The 18,460-nt window shown below is 55.7% G+C and carries 15 protein-coding genes and 1 pseudogene; 7 read left to right on the forward strand and 9 right to left on the reverse strand.

Annotated elements, in window-relative coordinates; translation table 11 throughout:
* Nucleotides 1–52 precede the first annotated feature (52 nt).
* From KRAC_RS47930 to KRAC_RS47955, 6 genes are all read right to left on the reverse strand, one after another.
* Nucleotides 53–826 (reverse strand): DUF2182 domain-containing protein, encoded by a 774-nt coding sequence (locus KRAC_RS47930; RefSeq protein ID WP_007919740.1) that lies wholly within the window; start codon nucleotides 824–826, stop codon nucleotides 53–55.
* 56 nt (nucleotides 827–882) lie between these two features.
* The gene (locus KRAC_RS47935; protein WP_007919741.1) at nucleotides 883–1,665 is read right to left on the reverse strand and encodes a DUF899 domain-containing protein; all 783 of its coding nucleotides are present in this window, start codon (nucleotides 1,663–1,665) and stop codon (nucleotides 883–885) included.
* A gap of 158 nt (nucleotides 1,666–1,823) precedes the next feature.
* Nucleotides 1,824–2,549 (reverse strand): SDR family NAD(P)-dependent oxidoreductase, encoded by a 726-nt coding sequence (locus KRAC_RS47940; RefSeq protein ID WP_007919742.1) that lies wholly within the window; start codon nucleotides 2,547–2,549, stop codon nucleotides 1,824–1,826.
* 76 nt (nucleotides 2,550–2,625) lie between these two features.
* Nucleotides 2,626–3,024, reverse strand: coding sequence for an ArsR/SmtB family transcription factor (locus KRAC_RS47945; RefSeq protein WP_007919743.1), 399 nt, complete (start codon nucleotides 3,022–3,024; stop codon nucleotides 2,626–2,628).
* 77 nt (nucleotides 3,025–3,101) lie between these two features.
* A complete protein-coding gene (locus KRAC_RS47950) occupies nucleotides 3,102–3,563 on the reverse strand; it encodes an SRPBCC domain-containing protein (RefSeq protein ID WP_007919744.1) in 462 nt (153 codons plus the stop codon).
* A 169-nt stretch (nucleotides 3,564–3,732) separates the two neighbouring features.
* Complete coding sequence (locus KRAC_RS47955; protein ID WP_007919745.1) at nucleotides 3,733–4,500, reverse strand: SDR family oxidoreductase; 768 nt, start codon at nucleotides 4,498–4,500, stop codon at nucleotides 3,733–3,735.
* A 190-nt stretch (nucleotides 4,501–4,690) separates the two neighbouring features.
* Between KRAC_RS47955 and KRAC_RS47960 the strand changes: the two are divergent.
* From KRAC_RS47960 to KRAC_RS72875, 7 genes and pseudogenes are all read left to right on the forward strand, one after another.
* Nucleotides 4,691–5,607 (forward strand): annotated as a pseudogene (locus tag KRAC_RS47960) (AraC family transcriptional regulator).
* A 211-nt stretch (nucleotides 5,608–5,818) separates the two neighbouring features.
* Nucleotides 5,819–6,469, forward strand: a complete 651-nt coding sequence (locus KRAC_RS47965; protein ID WP_040448096.1) for an IS607 family transposase — start codon at nucleotides 5,819–5,821, stop codon at nucleotides 6,467–6,469.
* The gene (locus tag KRAC_RS47970; protein ID WP_007919753.1) at nucleotides 6,429–7,592 is read left to right on the forward strand and encodes an RNA-guided endonuclease InsQ/TnpB family protein; all 1,164 of its coding nucleotides are present in this window, start codon (nucleotides 6,429–6,431) and stop codon (nucleotides 7,590–7,592) included. The genes KRAC_RS47965 and KRAC_RS47970 overlap by 41 nt, the downstream gene beginning before the upstream one ends.
* Nucleotides 7,593–8,045: 453 nt before the next feature.
* The gene (locus tag KRAC_RS47975; protein WP_007919754.1) at nucleotides 8,046–9,182 is read left to right on the forward strand and encodes an RNA-guided endonuclease InsQ/TnpB family protein; all 1,137 of its coding nucleotides are present in this window, start codon (nucleotides 8,046–8,048) and stop codon (nucleotides 9,180–9,182) included.
* A gap of 964 nt (nucleotides 9,183–10,146) precedes the next feature.
* The gene (locus KRAC_RS74135) at nucleotides 10,147–10,290 is read left to right on the forward strand and encodes a hypothetical protein (RefSeq protein WP_007919755.1); all 144 of its coding nucleotides are present in this window, start codon (nucleotides 10,147–10,149) and stop codon (nucleotides 10,288–10,290) included.
* 363 nt (nucleotides 10,291–10,653) lie between these two features.
* Nucleotides 10,654–11,115 (forward strand): hypothetical protein, encoded by a 462-nt coding sequence (locus KRAC_RS47985; protein WP_169461037.1) that lies wholly within the window; start codon nucleotides 10,654–10,656, stop codon nucleotides 11,113–11,115.
* Nucleotides 11,116–11,403: 288 nt separating this feature from the next.
* Nucleotides 11,404–11,577 (forward strand): hypothetical protein, encoded by a 174-nt coding sequence (locus KRAC_RS72875; RefSeq protein ID WP_157507984.1) that lies wholly within the window; start codon nucleotides 11,404–11,406, stop codon nucleotides 11,575–11,577.
* A 178-nt stretch (nucleotides 11,578–11,755) separates the two neighbouring features.
* On the opposite strand, the gene KRAC_RS47990 is transcribed toward KRAC_RS72875, so the two are convergent.
* From KRAC_RS47990 to KRAC_RS48000, 3 genes are read right to left on the reverse strand one after another with little or no spacing between them, the layout of a single operon-like run.
* Entirely contained in the window at nucleotides 11,756–13,096 is a 1,341-nt protein-coding gene (locus KRAC_RS47990; RefSeq protein WP_007919758.1) for an NRAMP family divalent metal transporter, read from the reverse strand.
* A gap of 19 nt (nucleotides 13,097–13,115) precedes the next feature.
* The gene (locus KRAC_RS47995; RefSeq protein WP_007919759.1) at nucleotides 13,116–13,580 is read right to left on the reverse strand and encodes a hypothetical protein; all 465 of its coding nucleotides are present in this window, start codon (nucleotides 13,578–13,580) and stop codon (nucleotides 13,116–13,118) included.
* Nucleotides 13,581–13,600: 20 nt separating this feature from the next.
* Nucleotides 13,601–18,457, reverse strand: coding sequence for a cation-translocating P-type ATPase (locus KRAC_RS48000; RefSeq protein ID WP_007919760.1), 4,857 nt, complete (start codon nucleotides 18,455–18,457; stop codon nucleotides 13,601–13,603).
* Nucleotides 18,458–18,460 lie beyond the last annotated feature (3 nt).

Consider the following 18,460-nt stretch of genomic DNA (forward strand, 5'->3'; position numbering starts at 1 on the left):
CTCCAGTCACGAGTCGGGTGCGCTATTATCCTCTCGACATTGCGTACAAGCATTACATCCCTGTTCCGTTCAGAAGGAGCGCAGTGGGCACGACAATCACGAGAATGCCAGAGAGGATCAGGGCCAGGCCCACTCCCTGAGCAATGCGCTCCCCTCGGGGGAACATTTTTTCGGCGAAGATCACAACGGTAAGCCCTGCCATCGCTGCGACATTCATGATGCCCAGGGGGAAGAGGAGGACAAAGAGCAGCCAGTTCGATCCCAGGCAAAAGATGCCGTGCTCAAGGCCCATCCGAAAGGCACCCATGTAGCCGTCATGCCACCTGCCATGGATGAAATTCAGAGGCGTGCAACATTTTGCCAGGCAGACCCGTTTGAGGGGTGTAAGCTGGTAGAGCCCGGTCAGCACCAGGATGCCGCCACCAATCCGGGCCGCGTTCATCATGATCCAGGGGATCTGCCCGGCCAACCCCGAGGCGGCGAGCGCGCCGAGATACGCGAACACGCCGAAGAGCGCCCAGACCAGCAGGTACGCACCCACGAAGATCCAGGGAGACACAGAGGCCCGCCAGCCAGTGTGCCTCTCACGCTGGACTCGTGCGAAAGCCAGGTTCATCGTGGCTGTCGCGGGAAACATCATCGCGATCATCATCACGACCCAGATCGCCAGGAACAACGCGGCTCCCATCCCCATAGTCCCTCTCATCCCCAACCCGATGCCCATACTCTTCATCATGCCAGACTGACAGATCAGCATGGCCCATGAAGCAGCGGCTAGGATCAGCAGCAGCGCCAGAAAAAGACGATATTCTCGTTGCAAACTCATTTGTGCTTCCGCTTTCTCAAATGCCGGGGACAGGCGTGCCTGTCCCCGGCATGGTTTTACTCCTTGTCGTACTCGTCGTGGCGGCGCCACCAGGGGCCTGCTTCGTTGCGACCGCGTGGTGCGCGGTCGAGCCACTGCTGCATGCTCCAGAGCCCGTCCAACCCGCGCGTGTAGGTCGAGTAGGTATGGTAGACGACGCCGTCCTCAAGCGCGAACGCGCTCATGCCAGGGGTCTGTCGCGCATACGTTGCCCAGTCCGTGCCGGTACCCGCCGCGAACTTCGCCCTGCCTTCAGCTGCCGCCTCGTTTGCGGCGATGTCGTTGGTGCGTGAGCTGACGTCGCCCTTGCGATAGTTGTATTCGATGGCTCCTAACTGCTGCTGCTGCTCCGTAAAGGAGACGTTGAAGTCGTAGTTGAAGTCGCCGTCGAACGAAGACGCCCAGAGGAAGCTCCAGCCCATCCGCTGCTTGTACGCCTGCAGTTTCGCGAGCGGAGCCAGCGACACCGCGCAGAGCGTGACGTCGTGATTGGCAAGGTGGACGACCGAGCCGTCGAAGCCGTCGGCGATCGACGAGCAGGTCTGACACCCTGCCGTGTACTCGGGTCCGAACATGAAGTGATAGATGAGCAACTGCGAGCGCCCCCTGAAGAGATCGGCGAGGGACGCTGTACCCTCGTCTGTCTCGAAGCGGTACTGCTTGTCGATGCGAACCCAGGGCAGTTCAAGCCTTCGCCGCGCCAGTTCGTCGCTGCGCCGCGTCAGCGCCTTCTCTTCCTCCAGCAGCTCCAGCCGGGCCGCAAGCCACTCTTCACGTGTTCCAGTCTGATGATCGGTCATGGTTTCTCTCCTTTACTCAATCCATTCATGGCTCAATCTGTCCATGAAGACACAACACAGTTCTCTATCTTTTCTGATCATCCGGTTGTTCGATCCGATCTTGTGAGGGCTGTCCTATGAATGCTCTCGTAGTCTCGTCCGACGGCCTTGCAATTTGCTCATGACTTGCCCTCCCCTGCAGCTACGAGGGTCGCATTCTGGCGCTCAAGCTCCTTGACCGCACCGCTGCGCCAGCTCTCTGCAAGGGACTCAGACATGGGGTCGGGAAAGATTTCTTCCTCTCCCTTCTCCACTCCGTCGAAGATAGCTCGTGCGACGGACTCTGGAGAGGCCTTCGGTATGTCCAGGGATCGGGACATCTCGGTATCTATAGGTCCGGGTAGGACGGCATGAACGCTTACGCCCTGTCCAGCCAGCAAAGCGCGTAGTGATTGTGTCAGATTGAACGAGGCTGCCTTTGCGATTGAGTAGGGCGGAACGACCGGCAAGGCGGCCAGGGCTGCCAGGGAGAGGACATTGACGATAGCTCCCCGAGCACGAGTGAGCAGCGGCAGGAAGGCCTGGGTCAGGTCGTATGTGCCGAAGAAGACGACGGCGAGATGCTCTTCGATCGCGCTCCGATCGCTCACGTCGAAAGATCGCGCTATACTGGCATTGTTGATGAGGATATCAAGAGATGTGACCTTCTCAACAGCGGCCTCGATCTGGGCCGTGTCCGTTATGTCCAGGGTCAAAGGCGTGACGCGCTTATCTGAATGTTCCATTGGTACACGCGCACCGGCATACACCCGCTTCGCGCCTCTCCTCAAGGCTTCCTCAACCAGTGCCTTCCCAAGGCCGCGATTGGTGCCTGTTATCAAAATTGTTTTGCCTGTGATATTCATAAGATTTTACTCCTTCTTTCCTATCCCTCTTGAATGCGGGATGACTCATGATTCTCTCCATTTGGACAGACGCAAGCTATGGACTCCCAGACTCCTTGTCCGTTTGTGTCTTCGCTCTGGCATTGGTTTCTTGCTCCTGCGCGGAGGATGTGCCTGGTTCCTCAAGCAGATAGCTCCGCAGGGCAGCTAGACGCTGATCCCATTGGGCTTCAATGGCCTCAATCCAGGTCGTGACGGCCTGCAATCCCTCTGGCCGTGGCATATACCGCCGCTCCCGACCCGTCTCGCGGGCCGTCACGAGACCAGCCTGCTCTAAGGTCACCAGATGCTTGATGATTGCTTGACGCGTGATGGGCAAACGGGTAGCGAAGCCCGCTGCTGTCCCTGAGCCTTCTTCGCATAATTGTTGAAGCAAGAGACGACGCGTGGGATCAGCGAGCGCCAGAAAGACTCGCTGCGAATGTTCATCAGTCATCACCTGTTTCTCCTCTCCGGCTTCGACGAGGTGCTTTTCCGCATCACCTACAACAAGCAAGCACCTTCAGACCAGGACTACACGACTTCCTGGCTCTGGAGGTAGGCATGCAACCCGTTCAGGCACTCTTGCCAGCCATCAAAGTTGTCGCGATAGGCTTCCTCTGCCGGAATAGGCTGAGGCAGGGAAGCAAACCCCGACTCAACTAGCGTCAAGAGGGTCCCTTCGGCGTGTTCTTCCAGAGTAATTTCCACCAACGTACTGGGCGCGGTGGCAAATGTGACATTGGGATGGCTAACAGCATAGGAAGGCCAGCGAAAGGCAAAACGCTGTTCTGGCTCAATGACCTCGATCACGCCAGGATAGGGGCATGGTTCATTTTCCCAGGTAAATTGGATGGCACCACCTACGCGAAAATCCATGTCACTCACCACCCCAAACCAACGGGCAAGCTGTTCTGGTTTCGTGACAGCCTCCCAGACACGTTGGCGCTGGGCAGGCAAGACCATGGTTCGTTCGATACGATCAGCAAGAGTCATTGGGTCTCCTCTCTAGTGAAACAAGATGCTCTTGTGTGTTACTCAATAGGCAATCCTCAGGTTGCCTATTGAGAGTATACCAGGAAAAACCACAATAGGCAACCCCAAAGTTGCGTTTTTCAGGGACATCAGAAACAAGCGCAAGATTCGAGAAGTGGTGGGAGCGGACCTACGATACCAGCTTGACCCCCGCTCCAGAAACCAGGAACGCCTTTCCTGCTCTCTCTTGCGGATTGCTTGCACACTCGACAACAGCATTGGCGACATCCTCTGCTGTCGGCTTCACTTCCCTGTTTTCGATAAAGTCGGCAGTGGAAATACCGAGAGAGGAAGCGTAGGCTTCGACCGCCACTTTCCCCAGATCGGTAGTAGGTATAATCCCCCCCGGCACAAGCGCGAGAAACCGCAAACCGAGCTGCAAGCGATCGGCTTCCTTCTGAGCGTAATTCGCCAGAAACATCTGCATGCGCTTGGCTCCTGCATAGCCGCCTGAAAGCGGCGAACCATTCACAGCCGCGCCGCTGGAAATGAGGATAACGGTCGTCCCCGCAGGCAGCGGTGTGGTCAAGGCGGCCTGAGAGAAGAGCAAGGACATCTTCACATCGCTATTCCAGTTGCGTGAAAACTGCTCCCAATTTTGCTCCACCAGTGGCGCCATATGAGGGATAGCACCCGCGCAAACGACGAGGACATCTGGGGCAAGCGTCTCAAACACCTGTGCGGGAGCGTCCTCCGAAGTCGCGTCCAGCGCGAGTATCCGCACGCCTGGAAATTCGGCTGCTAGCTGCTTGAGCGGCTCGGCTGATCTGGCAACGGCAAGCACCCGCGCGCCCTCAGCGTGAGCTGCAGCAACAATGGCGCGCCCCAGACCACGGCTCGCTCCAATGACGACCACGTTCTTGTCGTGGAAGCGTGGTGCCTTGATTCCTTCGTTCATACCTTCTTCTTTCTTCTCTACTAACAAAGGTAGCCCACAAAAACGAACGTCTTTTGAAAAGCTACCCAGCTTCGAGCGACAAAACTCGAACAAATCTTCTCGATAGACAGAGTATACCCTTGCATGCTGAGACAATCTATGATAGATCGTCTTGAATAGTTGTCTGATCGTCTCAAGAGAGGAGAAGAGCATGGACGTGCTCACAGATGTCCTGGATGCACTTGAACTGCAAGGGTGTATCACTGCGCGCAGAGCGCTGGTTCCTCCCTGGCGCTATCACTTTGCCGCCAGTCAAGATATGATCTTTCACCTGCTTAGCTCTGGTGGTGGCTACCTCTCTTTCGAAGGAGATCCAACACCTCCGATGCGGGTCGAGGGTGGGGGTGTCCTGCTCTTCCCTTTTGGGCACGCTCACGCGATCTGCGATGAACTCACGTCACCCCTGACGCAAGTCCTGCATGTGGCGTATTCCGCGCAAAATGAGTTCCGAGCCTTCCCAGATACGGACGAGGGATCAAAGATGGTCGTGCTCTGTGGCGCGTTCCGTTTGGAGCATCCCGGAGCCTTTCCCTTGCTGCACAGCTTGCCAAAAGTGATTCACATTCCTGCAGAACAAGGCCACATAGCGCCGGGCTTCACCGAGATTGTGCGTTTGATCGCACGTGAAGCGACCACGCCTCGGCTGGGCACGCAGGTGATGCTCAGGCGATTAACCGAACTGCTCTTCATTCAAGTAATACGGATCTGGGTTGAGCAGCAAGCGGGGGCCGAAACCGGATGGTTAGCAGCGCTCCACGATCAGTCCATCAGCACGGCTCTGGGCTTGATCCATCAATCGCCTGAACGCGGGTGGAAGGTTGAGGAACTGGCGGAGGCGGTGGCGCTCTCCCGCGCGGTCTTCTCTGCTCGCTTTACCCGTCTGGTAGGGGAACCCCCATCACGTATCTGACCCGTTGGCGCATGCACAGAGCGACCCGTTTGCTCAAAAACAACGTCGAGGTGGAAAAGATTGCAGAGCTTCTCGGCTATGAATCAGGAGTCGCCTTTCACAAAGCCTTCAAGCGAGAAGTCGGCATGACTTCGGCCAGGTATCGAAAGCTCGGGTAACCAGTCTCCACGACGGAACTTTTCCACAAACCTCGTTGAGATAACGCTCTCGATGGGAGAGGGCACTGATGTGTCTCCTGTAGCCAAGAGAGCAAAAACACATGTTGCGTTTTTTGAAAGGTAAACAGCAGGGCTGAAGCAAAGCTAAGATCCTTAAAAAAGAGATGTCAACAGTATTGAAAATCCGTGGCTAATCTGGTAAAATATGCTCATGGAGCATACATATTCGCCACGCGAGTTCGGCAAGCTGATTGGAAAATCCGTGAACACCTTACAGAAGTGGGACCGCAAAGGCATTTTACATGCCTATCGCAGCCCAACCAATCGGCGCTATTACACGCATGAACAATATCTGCACTACCGGGGGCTGGTTTCATCCGACCAAGGATTGACCATCGCATATACTCGTGTCTCTTCCCCTGCACAAAAAGCTGACCTCATTCATCAAAAGAATGCCCTCCGAGCCTACTGCCAGGAACACGCTCTCCGCGTGGATCAGTGGGTGGAGGATATCGGCTCCGCGCTCAACTACAAGCGCAAAGGCTTCAATCAGGTGATTGAGCAAATCGAGTTAGGGCAGGTCAAGCGGCTCATCATCGGCTACGAGGATCGTTTTGTGCGCTTTGGGTACGACTGGTTCGAGTCCTTCTGCCAGCGGCATGGGACGCACATCATCGTGGTCAATGGGGAGGAGCTTTCCCCTGAACAAGAACTTGTTCGTGATCTTCTTGCTATTGTGACAGTGTTTTCGGCGCGGCTTCACGGCCTGCGTTCGCACAAGAACGCAATTCGCGCGGCAGCACTCCGAAAGGACGTCCCTGATGATGAAGGCGCACAAGATCAGGCTCCATCCCACCCCTGAGCAGGCAACCTACTTTGCGAAGGCAGCGGGAACAAGCCGCTTTGTGTGGAACTGGGCGTTGGCTGAGTGGAACCGCCAATATGAAGCAGGTGAGAAACCAACGGCGCTCAAGCTCAAAAAACACTTCAACCAGATCAGGCGGGAGCAGTTCCCCTGGACCTGGGACGTGACAAAAAACGCCTGTGATCAGCCCTTCCTCGATTTGGGCAAGGCTTTTACCGCCTTTTTTGAAGGAAAAGCACGCCGTCCCAAGTTCAAAAGCAAGAAGAAAACATGCCCCTCATTCTACCTGGCGAATGATCAATTTGAACTCGCGGATCATCGAGTCTGGATTCCCAAGCTCGGATGGGTCAATATGGCGGAGAACCTTCGGTTCAAAGGAAAAATCACGGGGGCGCGGATTACCCATGTCGCTGATTGGTGGTTTCTCAGCATCACGGTCGAGCTGGAAGGCAAGATCCCTGAGAAGAAACCCAAGAGCGTGGGCCTGGATGTGGGCTTGAATCGACTGGCCACCTTGAGTACGGGGGAGGGATGTGAGAACCAAAGATTCCTCAAAACCGCTCTCAGAAACCTGAGAAAGGCTCAAAAACATCTTTCGCGTTGCAAAAAAGGGAGCAAGAACCGGGAGAAGGCCCGCTGCAACGTTGCCAGGCTCTATTACAAAATTACCTGCCTGCGCGACGATGTCTTGCACAAGCTCACCACCACGCTGGCACATGAGTATGGTCTCATCGGGGTCGAAACACTTCACCTCAAGAACCTGATGAAAAACAGGGCGCTTGCCCGCTCCTTCTCCGATGCCGCTTTGGGGAAACTGCTCTCACTGCTGACCTCAAAAGTGAGCGCGCAAGGGGGCATGATCGTCAAGGTAGATCGTTTCTTTCCCTCGACGCAACGGTGCCACTGCTGCGGTTGGCGCTGGCACGACATCACGCTCTCGGATCGGGTCTTTGTCTGTCAGAGCCCAACATGCGCGATGTCAGGCGTGAGGCAGGACCGAGACGAAAATGCCGCGAAGAATATCTTACAAGAAGCTCTTCGCTTGATCTCATTGGTTGATCAAGCCGTCTTCGGCAGTGGCTCCGACGAGACGTTAAAGACGCCTGCGGACCTGGGGTAAGACCAATGGGCTTGGGCCCGGAGGCACCTGGGAGTGAAACAGGAACAATGAAAGGTGTAGCAAAGTGATGCTTGCATACATTTTACTACATTAATCAGAGCAGGCAAGAGCACTCTTCTGATCGAGAAACGTGCTTGGTACCACCCGTTTGACAGCAGGGAACCGGCCTGTCAATCCTTCTCTCGCATTTCTTGACCGATACTCTAGTAGAGTACTCTTTTGTCGCTTGGAGAGCTAGAGAAAGGAGTAATAAGAACAGCAATCAAAACTATGCGCAAACATGGTCAAATGTGGGCTTGTTAAACACATGTGTATGCATTGACAGAGAGACGATAGCATGGTATGATACACGCAACAAATAAGAAAAAATGTTCTACGTCGGGGCATCTTATGCCTCTGGCGAGGGAAGATGTTTTCATCTTTCGAGGTGGTGTTGAAAGAGAAGGGGTCTTCATGCTCCTTTGCAAAAAGATCAAACTTGACCTCAGCGAGCAAGATGCGGCTACCCTTGAGTTCATGCAAGCAAAATGCAGAGGCCTCTACAATTGGTGGGTGATGAAATTGCGAGACGGGGCGAAGTGGCGCTTCAACGCATGTAAGAAGACGCTGGCCGAGAGTCGTGCCTATGATCCTGAACTCAATCAGGTGTATGGCAAGTTGCTTGCGGAAGTCTACTATCGCCTGGATGGAGCCATGCGAGCCTTCTTTCGTCGGGTCGCCAATGGGGAAACCCCAGGCTTTCCCCGCGTGCGCCCTCGCCATTGTTTCTTTACCCTCTGTTATCCGGCGATGTATCTCACACGTGAGGGAAATACGCTTCTCTTGCCCACGGGAGGCAAGGGCAAGCATAAACAGTCTCCCGCTATCCATGCGACCCTCACCGAACGGCCTCCCGAAGGCTTTCGAGAGGTGGCAATCAGTCGTGATGGAAGGGGTAACTACTATGCCTCCTTCAGCTATCTTCAACAAGAAGAGACCAAACGCGATGGTGGCATCGTGGCCTTTGATCTGGGCATCAAGACGCTGGCAACTGGCGTCACGGAAGAGGGGCGCTTCTATCACATCGGCGGGTTCAAAGGCTCGCGTTGGTACAACAGACAACTTGACAAACTGCGCTCAAAACGCAGCACGTGCAAGAAAAAATCCCGCCGCTATCTTCATTTGAGTAAGGTGTACAAGCGCGTGTCGCAGAGGAAACGCAACAAACAGCGCGATAGCCTGCACAAGGCGTCGCATCTCATCGCACGGCGATTGGTTGAGAGAACTGTCGTCGTGGGAGACCTTTCCCAACGGCAAATGGTCATGAAAGAGCATCAGGAGCGCAAGAAGGCGCTCAATCGGGCGGTCTACAATGACTGGGGCCTGTATGCCTTTGTCCAGATGCTCACCTACAAATGCCAGTTGTATGGGAAAGAGCTTCAGTTTCTAGCTGAGCGCAACACGTCCAAGCAGTGTAGTGGTTGTGGCAATCTGCAAGATATGCCATTGCGCAAGAGGACGTATCAGTGCGTGGAATGTGGACTCAGCATGGATCGAGACGACAATAGCGCCGTCGTGCGCCGTTTCGGCACACGTGAGATCCTCCTTTGAAAGGAGTGAGGCTGAGAGTAATGCCTCAAGGACACCCAACCTACCTAGCGGGAAAACTCAAAGGGGAAAGAAGCATGTTGGGAACGCGGTTAAACGTGAAGGTATGTAACGTGATGCACCGCAAGTCCTGTGCGTATGGTGAAACCTGTATTGGCTGAACCCAAGTTTCCAGTGGTCTAACTATTGGCCCGTCACACCATACCTGTAGTGACGCTGCTTGGATTACGTACTTCATTGACGGCGAGTACGGAAGCTCTCTCCAGCAGACGACCAGTAAGGAACTGGTTGAAGGAAACGAAATGGGCACCTAAACGCACTAAACGTCTCATGTGCGCAAATACGGGATCGCCTAAAAGCCGAGAGGCTCAAGGCGACGGAGTTTTCATAGTAGTGCGCCCATGTGGCACAAGAACCTCTCTCACCCGTCGGGGTGAGTCCACTGAAGCGAAGTGGATAAACCAGCAACTTACCTTCAGTCGAAAGATATGAGGGGACCGTAGCATGTTGTCAGGAAGGTCGGTGAAGTCCCAGTACCAGGGGCCAGAGGCCGATCAGGTAAGTCGTGTATGGTGAAGACTGATTGTCTGAAGCCCAGTCAAGGCGGAATTGGGGCAGCCCACAGGACACGGTACTAGCGCCTGTGTTCGACGTTGCCGGGAACGGTACTATTTCCCTGCAAAGCTTCCGTCGAAGCCTACCCGTACGGAACGGGAAAAGACGTAAAGGACACCTGGAGCACGAACTGAGATTCTTGGAGGCAACTTGGGGTTGCCCTAACCACCGCGAGGTGTATGGGTACAGAGGGACCGAAGTAGTCGCGGAAGTCACGCTCCGCCGGGGCCTGTGAGAAAGACACAGACAGGGCGAAGGGTCCCAGGAACTCGTCTCAGCGGCAGAGGTTGGCCTGGATGGGCCACACGATCTTTGCGCAACGAGGCAAAGGGTTCTGGAGAGCCACAGTGCCATGAAAGTGGCCCGCTGGGTTCGGGAAGAGACCGTTGGAAAAGGGCTGAGTCCAGGAAACCACCTGAAATATCAGGCAGGTCGGGACAGCATCAGTACCTCGCTGGCGGTCTACTTCATCTCAAACGCTCAGGGTAATGCCTGAGACATGGGGAAGGGAAACAGGGAGTACTACTGTGAACGGAGTGGTACGCGAGATGCGTAATGCCTACCTCCACGAAGCAGTAAGAAACTGGAAAGCCGTGTGCGGGGAAACTCGCAAGCACGGTTTGGGGAGGGACGGCAGGAAAAGGTCCGCAAGGAACCTCGCTTACCGTCTACTCTACAACATCTTGATGAGGTTCCTTGCCCGGCGAGGGCCACACACTCGGCTTGCCGAGTGCGGTGTGCTGCAGGCGACCCAAAGCAGCGTAGAAGTCATGGGGACTTCCTGTGAGGGCCAAGTGCAGCAATTGAATCTATTCGATGGTGTGTAAGCACCTTTGAGTAGGTTTAGAAAGGCAGTGGGGTGAGTTTCATGAGTGGGCCAGAGGAAAAACAGTCTCAGCCAGAGAAGACAGAACACGTGGACGAACGCCTGAACAATATAGCTTATTCCCTGGGCTACTTTCTGGGAAATACGCGTTTACGCGCTCAGCATTTCGCTCAAGCCTTTCGTGAGGGGAATGTAGAATCAAATCACATACACCAGGAGCCTGTGGAAGCGCAAAGGGAGCCTTTAGAGCAGCAAATGGAGACGAATTCAATCATCACTGAATATGCTGCGACTCCCAGGCAGCCTGAGCCTACCGGGACCTCGAAAGCAGAGGATATGATAGAAATTGTGGGTATCCAGTTGGATACGCTTTTCACAGTTTCGCGCATCCTTATGCGTAGGACGGTTGCACGTATTCGCGAAGATGTCGAAGATATATGGGTAGAGAGTCAGATGCTTCGAAAGCGCCAGAGGCGACGACGACTCGAACGATAGTAGACGCGCTGTGGGAGATGACAGGTTCTCCCACTGAATAGGCAAAGACTTTCTCGCTTTGTGCCTTTCTCTGTAAAGGAAGGAATGATGCTGTTTTAATAATTAACCAGAGAATAGGTGAGCATCCTCATTCTCGGATTTAATATTAGAGCATTATTATTGTACAATGTTTTAACCTTTATATAAAGTTGCTTTAACAAATATCTACTATAATGAAAATGCAAGCAAGCACTGTTGTGTTATCCAACTGAACTGATGCATTTTTTCTCGTGACAAAAGGACACCCCTATGCTGTGGAAACTGGCCTCGATGATTCTGCTCGATATTCTCAAGACCCTCATTATTGAACTGGCCATAAAAGTCATCTCTGCGCTTATTTCTCGTTGGATCGCCTCCATGAAATCGTTCCAGGCGCAACCCTCTCCCGCCCTGGGCCTCAACCTTGTCCCCAGCGGTATATAAATTGATTTTGCAGGGAGATTTTGCCAGGTTGTTTGAATAAGCATCCGTGAAAGGCATCCCAAAATGCGGTAGGGACGCGCTAAAGCTGGTCCCTACCGACTTGGGATGCCGTTTCGCCCAATGGATGGCCCTCCAAGCTCGGAAAATTGTATGGACAAAAATTCCCAACAAAATTATATTATGGGGCGAAGAGTTGATAGAAGAGTAGTAGGACGCTGGCAACGAGGATGAACACGATTATGACCAGGCTCATGCTGTGGGGCAGGCTAAGACATTGGTCTTTCATGATCGCGCGCTGGTTGCCGATCCATAAAATGCTTATTACGAGCAGCGGGGCAATGATGGCCGCCAGGATGTTTGACCAGAAGATGAGTTCGATGCCGGGAATGTGGAGCGCGAGACTCGTGAAGGTCAGCACAACCGCTGCGAGGAGCACCAGGTAAATCCCCCTTTGCCATGATCTTCCCCCCGAGAATGGCGACCAGCCACAGGCACCTGAGACCGCGTAGAATGTGCTTCTTAAAAGGACGGGAATGGCGACCAGGCCGGAGCCAATGAGGCCAATGGCAAAGAGATAGCGGGCCAATCTTCCGGCGAGAGGCTCCAGAGCATAGGCCGCATCTGTCGCGGTCAACATGGGCCTGTGGTGAACGAAGAGCGTTGAGGCGGTTGTGACCATAATAAAATAGACAATCGTCTGACCAATCATGGCTCCGCTCCCTACATCTAGCCGCGTGGCCCGTAATTGTTGCTTGAGAGTTCCGCCGCGTTGCTCTTCAATTTCGGCGTGTGACTGCCAGAACATAGAGTAGGGTGAGATAGTTGCACCCAGCAGGGCAACTGCGCTACTGATTCCCGCCAGGTCCCACCTCATCTGTGGTATGAGTGTGTGCATAAGCACGCTGCCCCAATTTGCGTGAGTAAAGATGGACGCGAGGATGTAAGCGAGAAAAACCAGGCTCATCGTCAGAAAGATTTTCTTGAAGGCCTCAAAGTCAGGGCGACAGGTAAGAAACCAGAGGACTAGCGCGAGCGGAGCGATGAAATAGCCCCAGGCAATACCCATAATGAGTTCTAGCCCACTCCCTATGGCAGCAAGGTCTGCTGCGATTAAGGCCACATTGCTGATGCTTAACAGGAGTGAGATTGCCAGCGCCACTTTTGTCCCGTAGCGTTCAAGCAAGAGTTGCGAGAGTCCCTTCTGGCTAACGCGCCCTATTTTAGCACAGGCAAACTGTACCGCATAGTAAAGTGGCGTCGTGAACAGCAGCAGCCAGAGGTGACCATACCCTATCCTGGCTCCATCGATAGCATAGGTGGTGACGGCTGAAGGATCATTCCCCGATGTTCCCGAAAGCAAGCCAGGCCCCAGGAGGCGTAAGAAGGCGTGCCGTCTGACCTCTGCTTTCTCAGAGGGGGTGTCTTCTGCTGATATCAACATATACTCATGTAGAGATGTTGTTGCCCTATTTGTAGTATATTGGTCCAGAGAGACCGCTTTTTCTGTCTTCACACCCATACACTCCTCCCATACTTCTTTAATGCTTCCTGGTACGTAGGCGCTCCGCTGTCTGGCGTGCCTCCTGCAGAATGCTGCTGGAGGAGCCAGCGGGGAGCATGGCTGGCTCTGGCGCTTCACTCATGGCAGAGCTGTAGCCAGCCGCCATGCTGGACCTGACTCTCCGCCAGAGGCCCTCTGCCCTCTGCTCTTCCTGCCCTTTAGGAATGTCTGGACTTGTCAGCTCAATCGTCGCCGAACTGTCGCCGCCCACTGGTTTGGCCATGCCCTCAAGCATTTGAGAGACGAAACGCGTTGGGCGCGAGGCCAGTGGCCGATTAAGTATCTTAAAAAACGGGATAGCGGCGATAAAGATCGCGAGAGGAGGCTCAATGAACTCCAGGGCTACCGTCGCTCCGAGTCCACTATAGTAGCCGATGGAACGTGGCCAATCAATCTCAATGGGACCCACACGACTGGTTAATCCATGTGCCTGTTCATTCATTTTGTCTTCTCCAGAAGCCTTTATATGGCGTTAGCTAATTGAGCCTGTGTTAAACGTAGATGTGGTAGACGCACTACGGGAAGAAACGTAACCAGGCGATGGAGAATGACTGCTTCGATTGCCCCACCACCAATGAGAGCCCATCCAAGCGGCCCTGGCATCACAAGCCTGAGGAAACTGCGCAGAGGCGGCACGGTAAATGTTGCCAGGAGGACTCCGGCGGAGATCGCTACGGCTCCAAAGACGGTTCGCGTGAGCGTCTCTTCAGTTTTGCCAGCGTCGAGCGTCTGGGCGAGCTGGGTGACGATAATACTCGCAAAGGCCACCGAGCGTGCCTCTGCTATGCCTGAGCCGAGCATAATAATGTAGGAGACCAACGCCGGGAGAGCGCTGGCCAGGGCACGACGAGCGATATCGTCAAGAAGTGGCTTGCCAAGAGCCGCCGTGCCCTCGCGTTCCAGGCCAGCGAGATCGCGGTGCTCAGGCTCCTGAAGGGCTACGGCAGTTGCGGGCAGTATATCCGTGATGACGTTCATCGCCAGAATTTGACGTGCATTAAGCGGGAAGTTGAGTGTCAGGAGACTCGCGCTAACCACCAGCCCCAGCTCGCCTAGATTGCCGCCCAATAGTAAACCAAGCGCCCGGCGAATGTTGCGCCAGAAGCTGCGTCCCTCAACCAGGGCCTCAACCAGGGTCGAGAAATCATCGTCAACAAGTACGACATCGGCGGTCTGACGCGCGACCTCTGTGCCTCCACGACCCATGGCGACCCCGACATCTGCCAGGCGGAGCGCGGGCGCGTCGTTGACGCCATCGCCAGTCATGGCGACGGTGTGACCATACTGTCGCAGCCGCTCGATAATGCGTAGTTTGTCCAGCGGAGTCGCCCTGGCAATGACGGTTATATGCTCCAGGCGAGCACCCAACTCATCGTCGGATAGCGCCGCCATTTCAGCGGCGTTTAGAACACCATCGCCACTCCCCAGTAGCCCTGCCTCACGCGCAATTGTACGTGCCGTGAGTGGGTGGTCGCCAGTAATCATGATCACACGTACCCCAGCGTCGCGACAACGCTGTACCGCCGCCTGGACTGTTGGACGTAAGGGATCACTGATGCCCAGGAAGCCGAGCGCCGTCAGTTCTTGTGGATCATCCAGCGGCATATCGGGAGGTCCCTCCGCGACCATAAGTACGCGTAGTCCTCGCTCAGCCAGGCGCTGGGAGCGTGTCAGCAGCTCCTGTCGGCCAGCCTCATCGAGGGGCTGTTTCTCTCCATGGAGCCTGAATGCACGACAGCGTGGGATCAAGGCCTCTGGGGCGCCTTTGATACAGAGGCGTTTCAGCGCAAGCGTGGTGTAGAAAGAGCGCAAGGGATCAAAGGCCAGCTCTGCCTCGCGCTTGACGTGCAATTGTTCATCGAGATCAGCCTTCTGTGCTCCACGAATCACAGCGAAGTCCGTTGGGTGAGAGGCGGCGTCGGGCGCCTCGGGATGAGGACTGGCGAGGGCCGCCGTGAGCAGCACATGTCGGGCATCATCCGAGAGTACGTTCGAAACGGGTACCTCGTGCTCATTGTCTGCAACCAGGTTGAGCGCGAGTTGTCCCTGAGTTAACGTGCCAGTTTTGTCGGTACAGGCGACATCGACTCTGCCGAGCGCCTCGACGGCTGAAAGGCGCCGGACAACGGCATTACGGCTGGCCAGGCGCCGGGCGACCGCTGCCTCACTGACGCTGGCCAGGAGGGGCAGGCCCTCGGGGATGGCCGCCAGCACGATGGTTACTCCCGTGGCCAGTTGCGCGGCCAGGGGTCGTTTGAGCAGCAGCCCTGACGCGATGACGATGACTCCTCCTGCCAGTGAGAGTGGCAAGAGGGTCTTGAGCATGCGATTCAGGCGCACACCGAGCGGGCTCTGTTCGGTCTCCTCAACCGCCAGGGCGGCGGCAGTCGCTCCCATACGTGTCTGATGCCCCACCGCGATTACAATCGCTTGCCCGGTGCCAGTCGTCACATCGCTCCCTTCCAGCACGATACGGCTGCTATCCGTTCCTCCAACCGTCACTTTGGCGACCGGTAGGGATTCACCAGTGAGCGCCGCCTCGTCTACCTCTAGACCTTGAGCGCTTAAGACACGCGCATCGGCTGCGACATGTTCGCCTGGGGTGAGCAAGAGCACATCCCCAGGTACCACCTCTTGCGCTGGCACACTTACGGGCTGGCTATCTCGCAGGACGTGTGCCGTTGGAGACTCCATTTGTTCCAGCGCCTCCGCGATCCGGTTGGCCTTATGTTCTTGCCAGGCGCCAATAGAGACATTTGCCAGAATGGTCGCGCTGATGATGGCAAAGTCGCCAGGCGCGCCTAGCAGGAGTGAGAGACCCGCCCCGGCGGCATACACTGCGATCAGCGGCGAGCGTACCTGGTCCAGGAACGTCGAAAGAAGTTCAAAGCGCCGCGCTCGTGGTGCCTCTTTGTGGTGCCGTGCTGCAGCCTCTACGCTGCTAAGTCCCTTTTCTGAGGTCTGTAGGGCCTGTAGAACCGCCTCTGGCTCGCGTTGCCCCCAACGCTCAGGATGGGGATCGGTGAGATGAGAGATGACTGAACCGGGTCTCTCCCCGCCGCGCAGGCGTAACCATCCATCAAAAATGGCTCCGAGCGTGGCGATAGAGACAACACGTGAGGCTGGCTCCAGTCCCCCCGCTATCCCACGGAAGCCCAGCCCAGCACCAATAATGTTCGCGACGCTGGACCAGGCAACGGCATCGCGAACCGTCTCGTCACAGCGAGCGCCCGCCTCCACAATGGCTGCGACAGCCTTAATATTGGGTGTCAACAGATCTACCCGGGCCGGAAGGCGTGTGTGTTCATTGCTCATCCCGATTGCCAGGTCACAGGCGTCAAAGGCGGCTGCAGCTCCGGCGTGGTCCGCGACAAAGGCGACTCTCGCCCCTGCTTGCTGCTTCATATGAATGGCTTCAACGGCATTATCTCTATCAACAAGAGATACATGAGCACGCGTCACCAGGGCCTGAACCGCCATTTGATCATGCTCTACCAGGACGCCCAGCTCTACTCTGTTCCGCTGGCAGGTCTCGACAAGATCGCTCACACCTGGCGCAAGAGCTGGCCTGAGCGCGAAGATACCAAGCGGGCGCGGCTTACGCTGAGAGCGCAGCACCAGGACGGTGTTGCCGCTCTGGCGTAAGGGCGCGGCCTCAGGCAGTGCCGCCCAGTCCTCGACGTAGCCAAGCGTATATTGCGTGCCTTCGATGGTCGCTGTGACCCTGGTGCCATCAAAGGTCGCGCTGGGAAGAGTTAAAATCTGCGTGCTACCAAAGACGCCTCCCCAGGGAAAGCCAGCGGCGGCAGTTATTTCTTGCGCGAGCGCGAGAAGCTGGGCTGGATCATGGCTCTCGTCCAGAGATAGTATGCTCGCTAGTTCCAGGCGATCACTGAGCAGGCGCGCACCATCCAGAAAGACGCAGTCTGGACGATAGATCTTGCGATCTGGCCGTGTTCCTACAATGACGTTCCCGGCTCGAAGCACGCGCGCAGCCGCCCGATGTTCCGAACTATCCAGACCAATCATAGCCGGTCGAGGATTGACCAGGAGCAGGGCCGCAAGCGTTCGGGTCCAGGAACGGGTAAGCAGGGCTGTCGCCGCTGCATACACCAGTGAGAGCGGGCTTACCACCTGTAGATAACGCTCAAAAAGCGTTGGCGCGACCGGTGCCGGGCGCGGGGCTGGTGTAAAGGCCTCAAATGAGGTATCGCGCTGTAGGCGCAAAGTAAAGGGACCACCAAAGAGGAGAGCGCCGGGGGGTATGGTGCCTCCTGGATAGACGGGCATCGGCAGAGCATCGCGTCCAATCGCGGTGCCTCTTCCCTCTATAACGGAGGCCGCCAGAGGCGTACGCTCACTCGCCTCAAGCTGAATGGTTGCGCCTGGTTGAGCCGAAGGGGCCTGCGCAATGCTCTCTTCATGCTTTCGCCAGGCTGTCCGCTGCTCATAAGTTTCAGTAGAGAGGAGGAGCGAATCAGACTCGTTAACGCCTAGAGCCAGAGCATTATTGGAGAGGGTCTGAGTAATCATCCCTGGAATGCTAAAGAGAAAGTCGGACACGGTTCGCCCTAATAGCTTGCGCGCACCATAGCGAATAGGCGGAATACCCTGGAGAATGCCGAGAATACTGGCGACTTGTGCCGCGACGGAGGCGCCTGGGAGCGGTTCCTGAACGCTTAGAAAGCGGCGTGTGGCGAGGAGTCCAAGCCCTAGAGCGGCCCCAATGGAGTGTGTAGCGCTACGTATTAAGGGGCCAGGATCAAGTGGATCACTCGGTTGCGTCTCATCGGGAACATCTGGCAAATCTACCCCCATAGCATCTGCGATCAGATCCTCCAGCTCTACTTCATGTTCAGTATATTCGACGAGTATGCGTCCGGTGAGCGCGTTTGCGGTGACATGTACACCGGGGCGTTGCTCCAGGCGCTCTATGAGGCGCTTAGCCAGGCTCGGATCGCAATCTAAGCCGCGCACTGGGATGCGCATCCGGATTGTTTTCCCCTGCCGCTCCTTTTTTACAGACGGCCGGAATGGTTTATGAGTGGAGGCCAGTTGCTTCGTAGAGGTAGTGTCCGCTGGCGGTTCAAGCGTTTGTAGCATTTCAAGAATGGCTGGCTCACTGGTGAGGTGTGGGTCAAATTGAATAAGCATATTCTCTGTAAGAGGATTAGCCTGCACACGCTGCACACCCGTTACATGGTGAAGCTGTGCCTCCAGGCGTTGCATCCCTTGCCCGAACCAACCTGGTACGTGTACCCGTATTCTCCCTGGTATTGCGTGTAGAACCTGGACTTTCTCTGTGACAACTATGCCCATAAT

The sequence above is a fragment of the Ktedonobacter racemifer DSM 44963 genome, from assembly GCF_000178855.1.
GTDB classification, from domain to species: Bacteria; Chloroflexota; Ktedonobacteria; order Ktedonobacterales; family Ktedonobacteraceae; genus Ktedonobacter; species Ktedonobacter racemifer.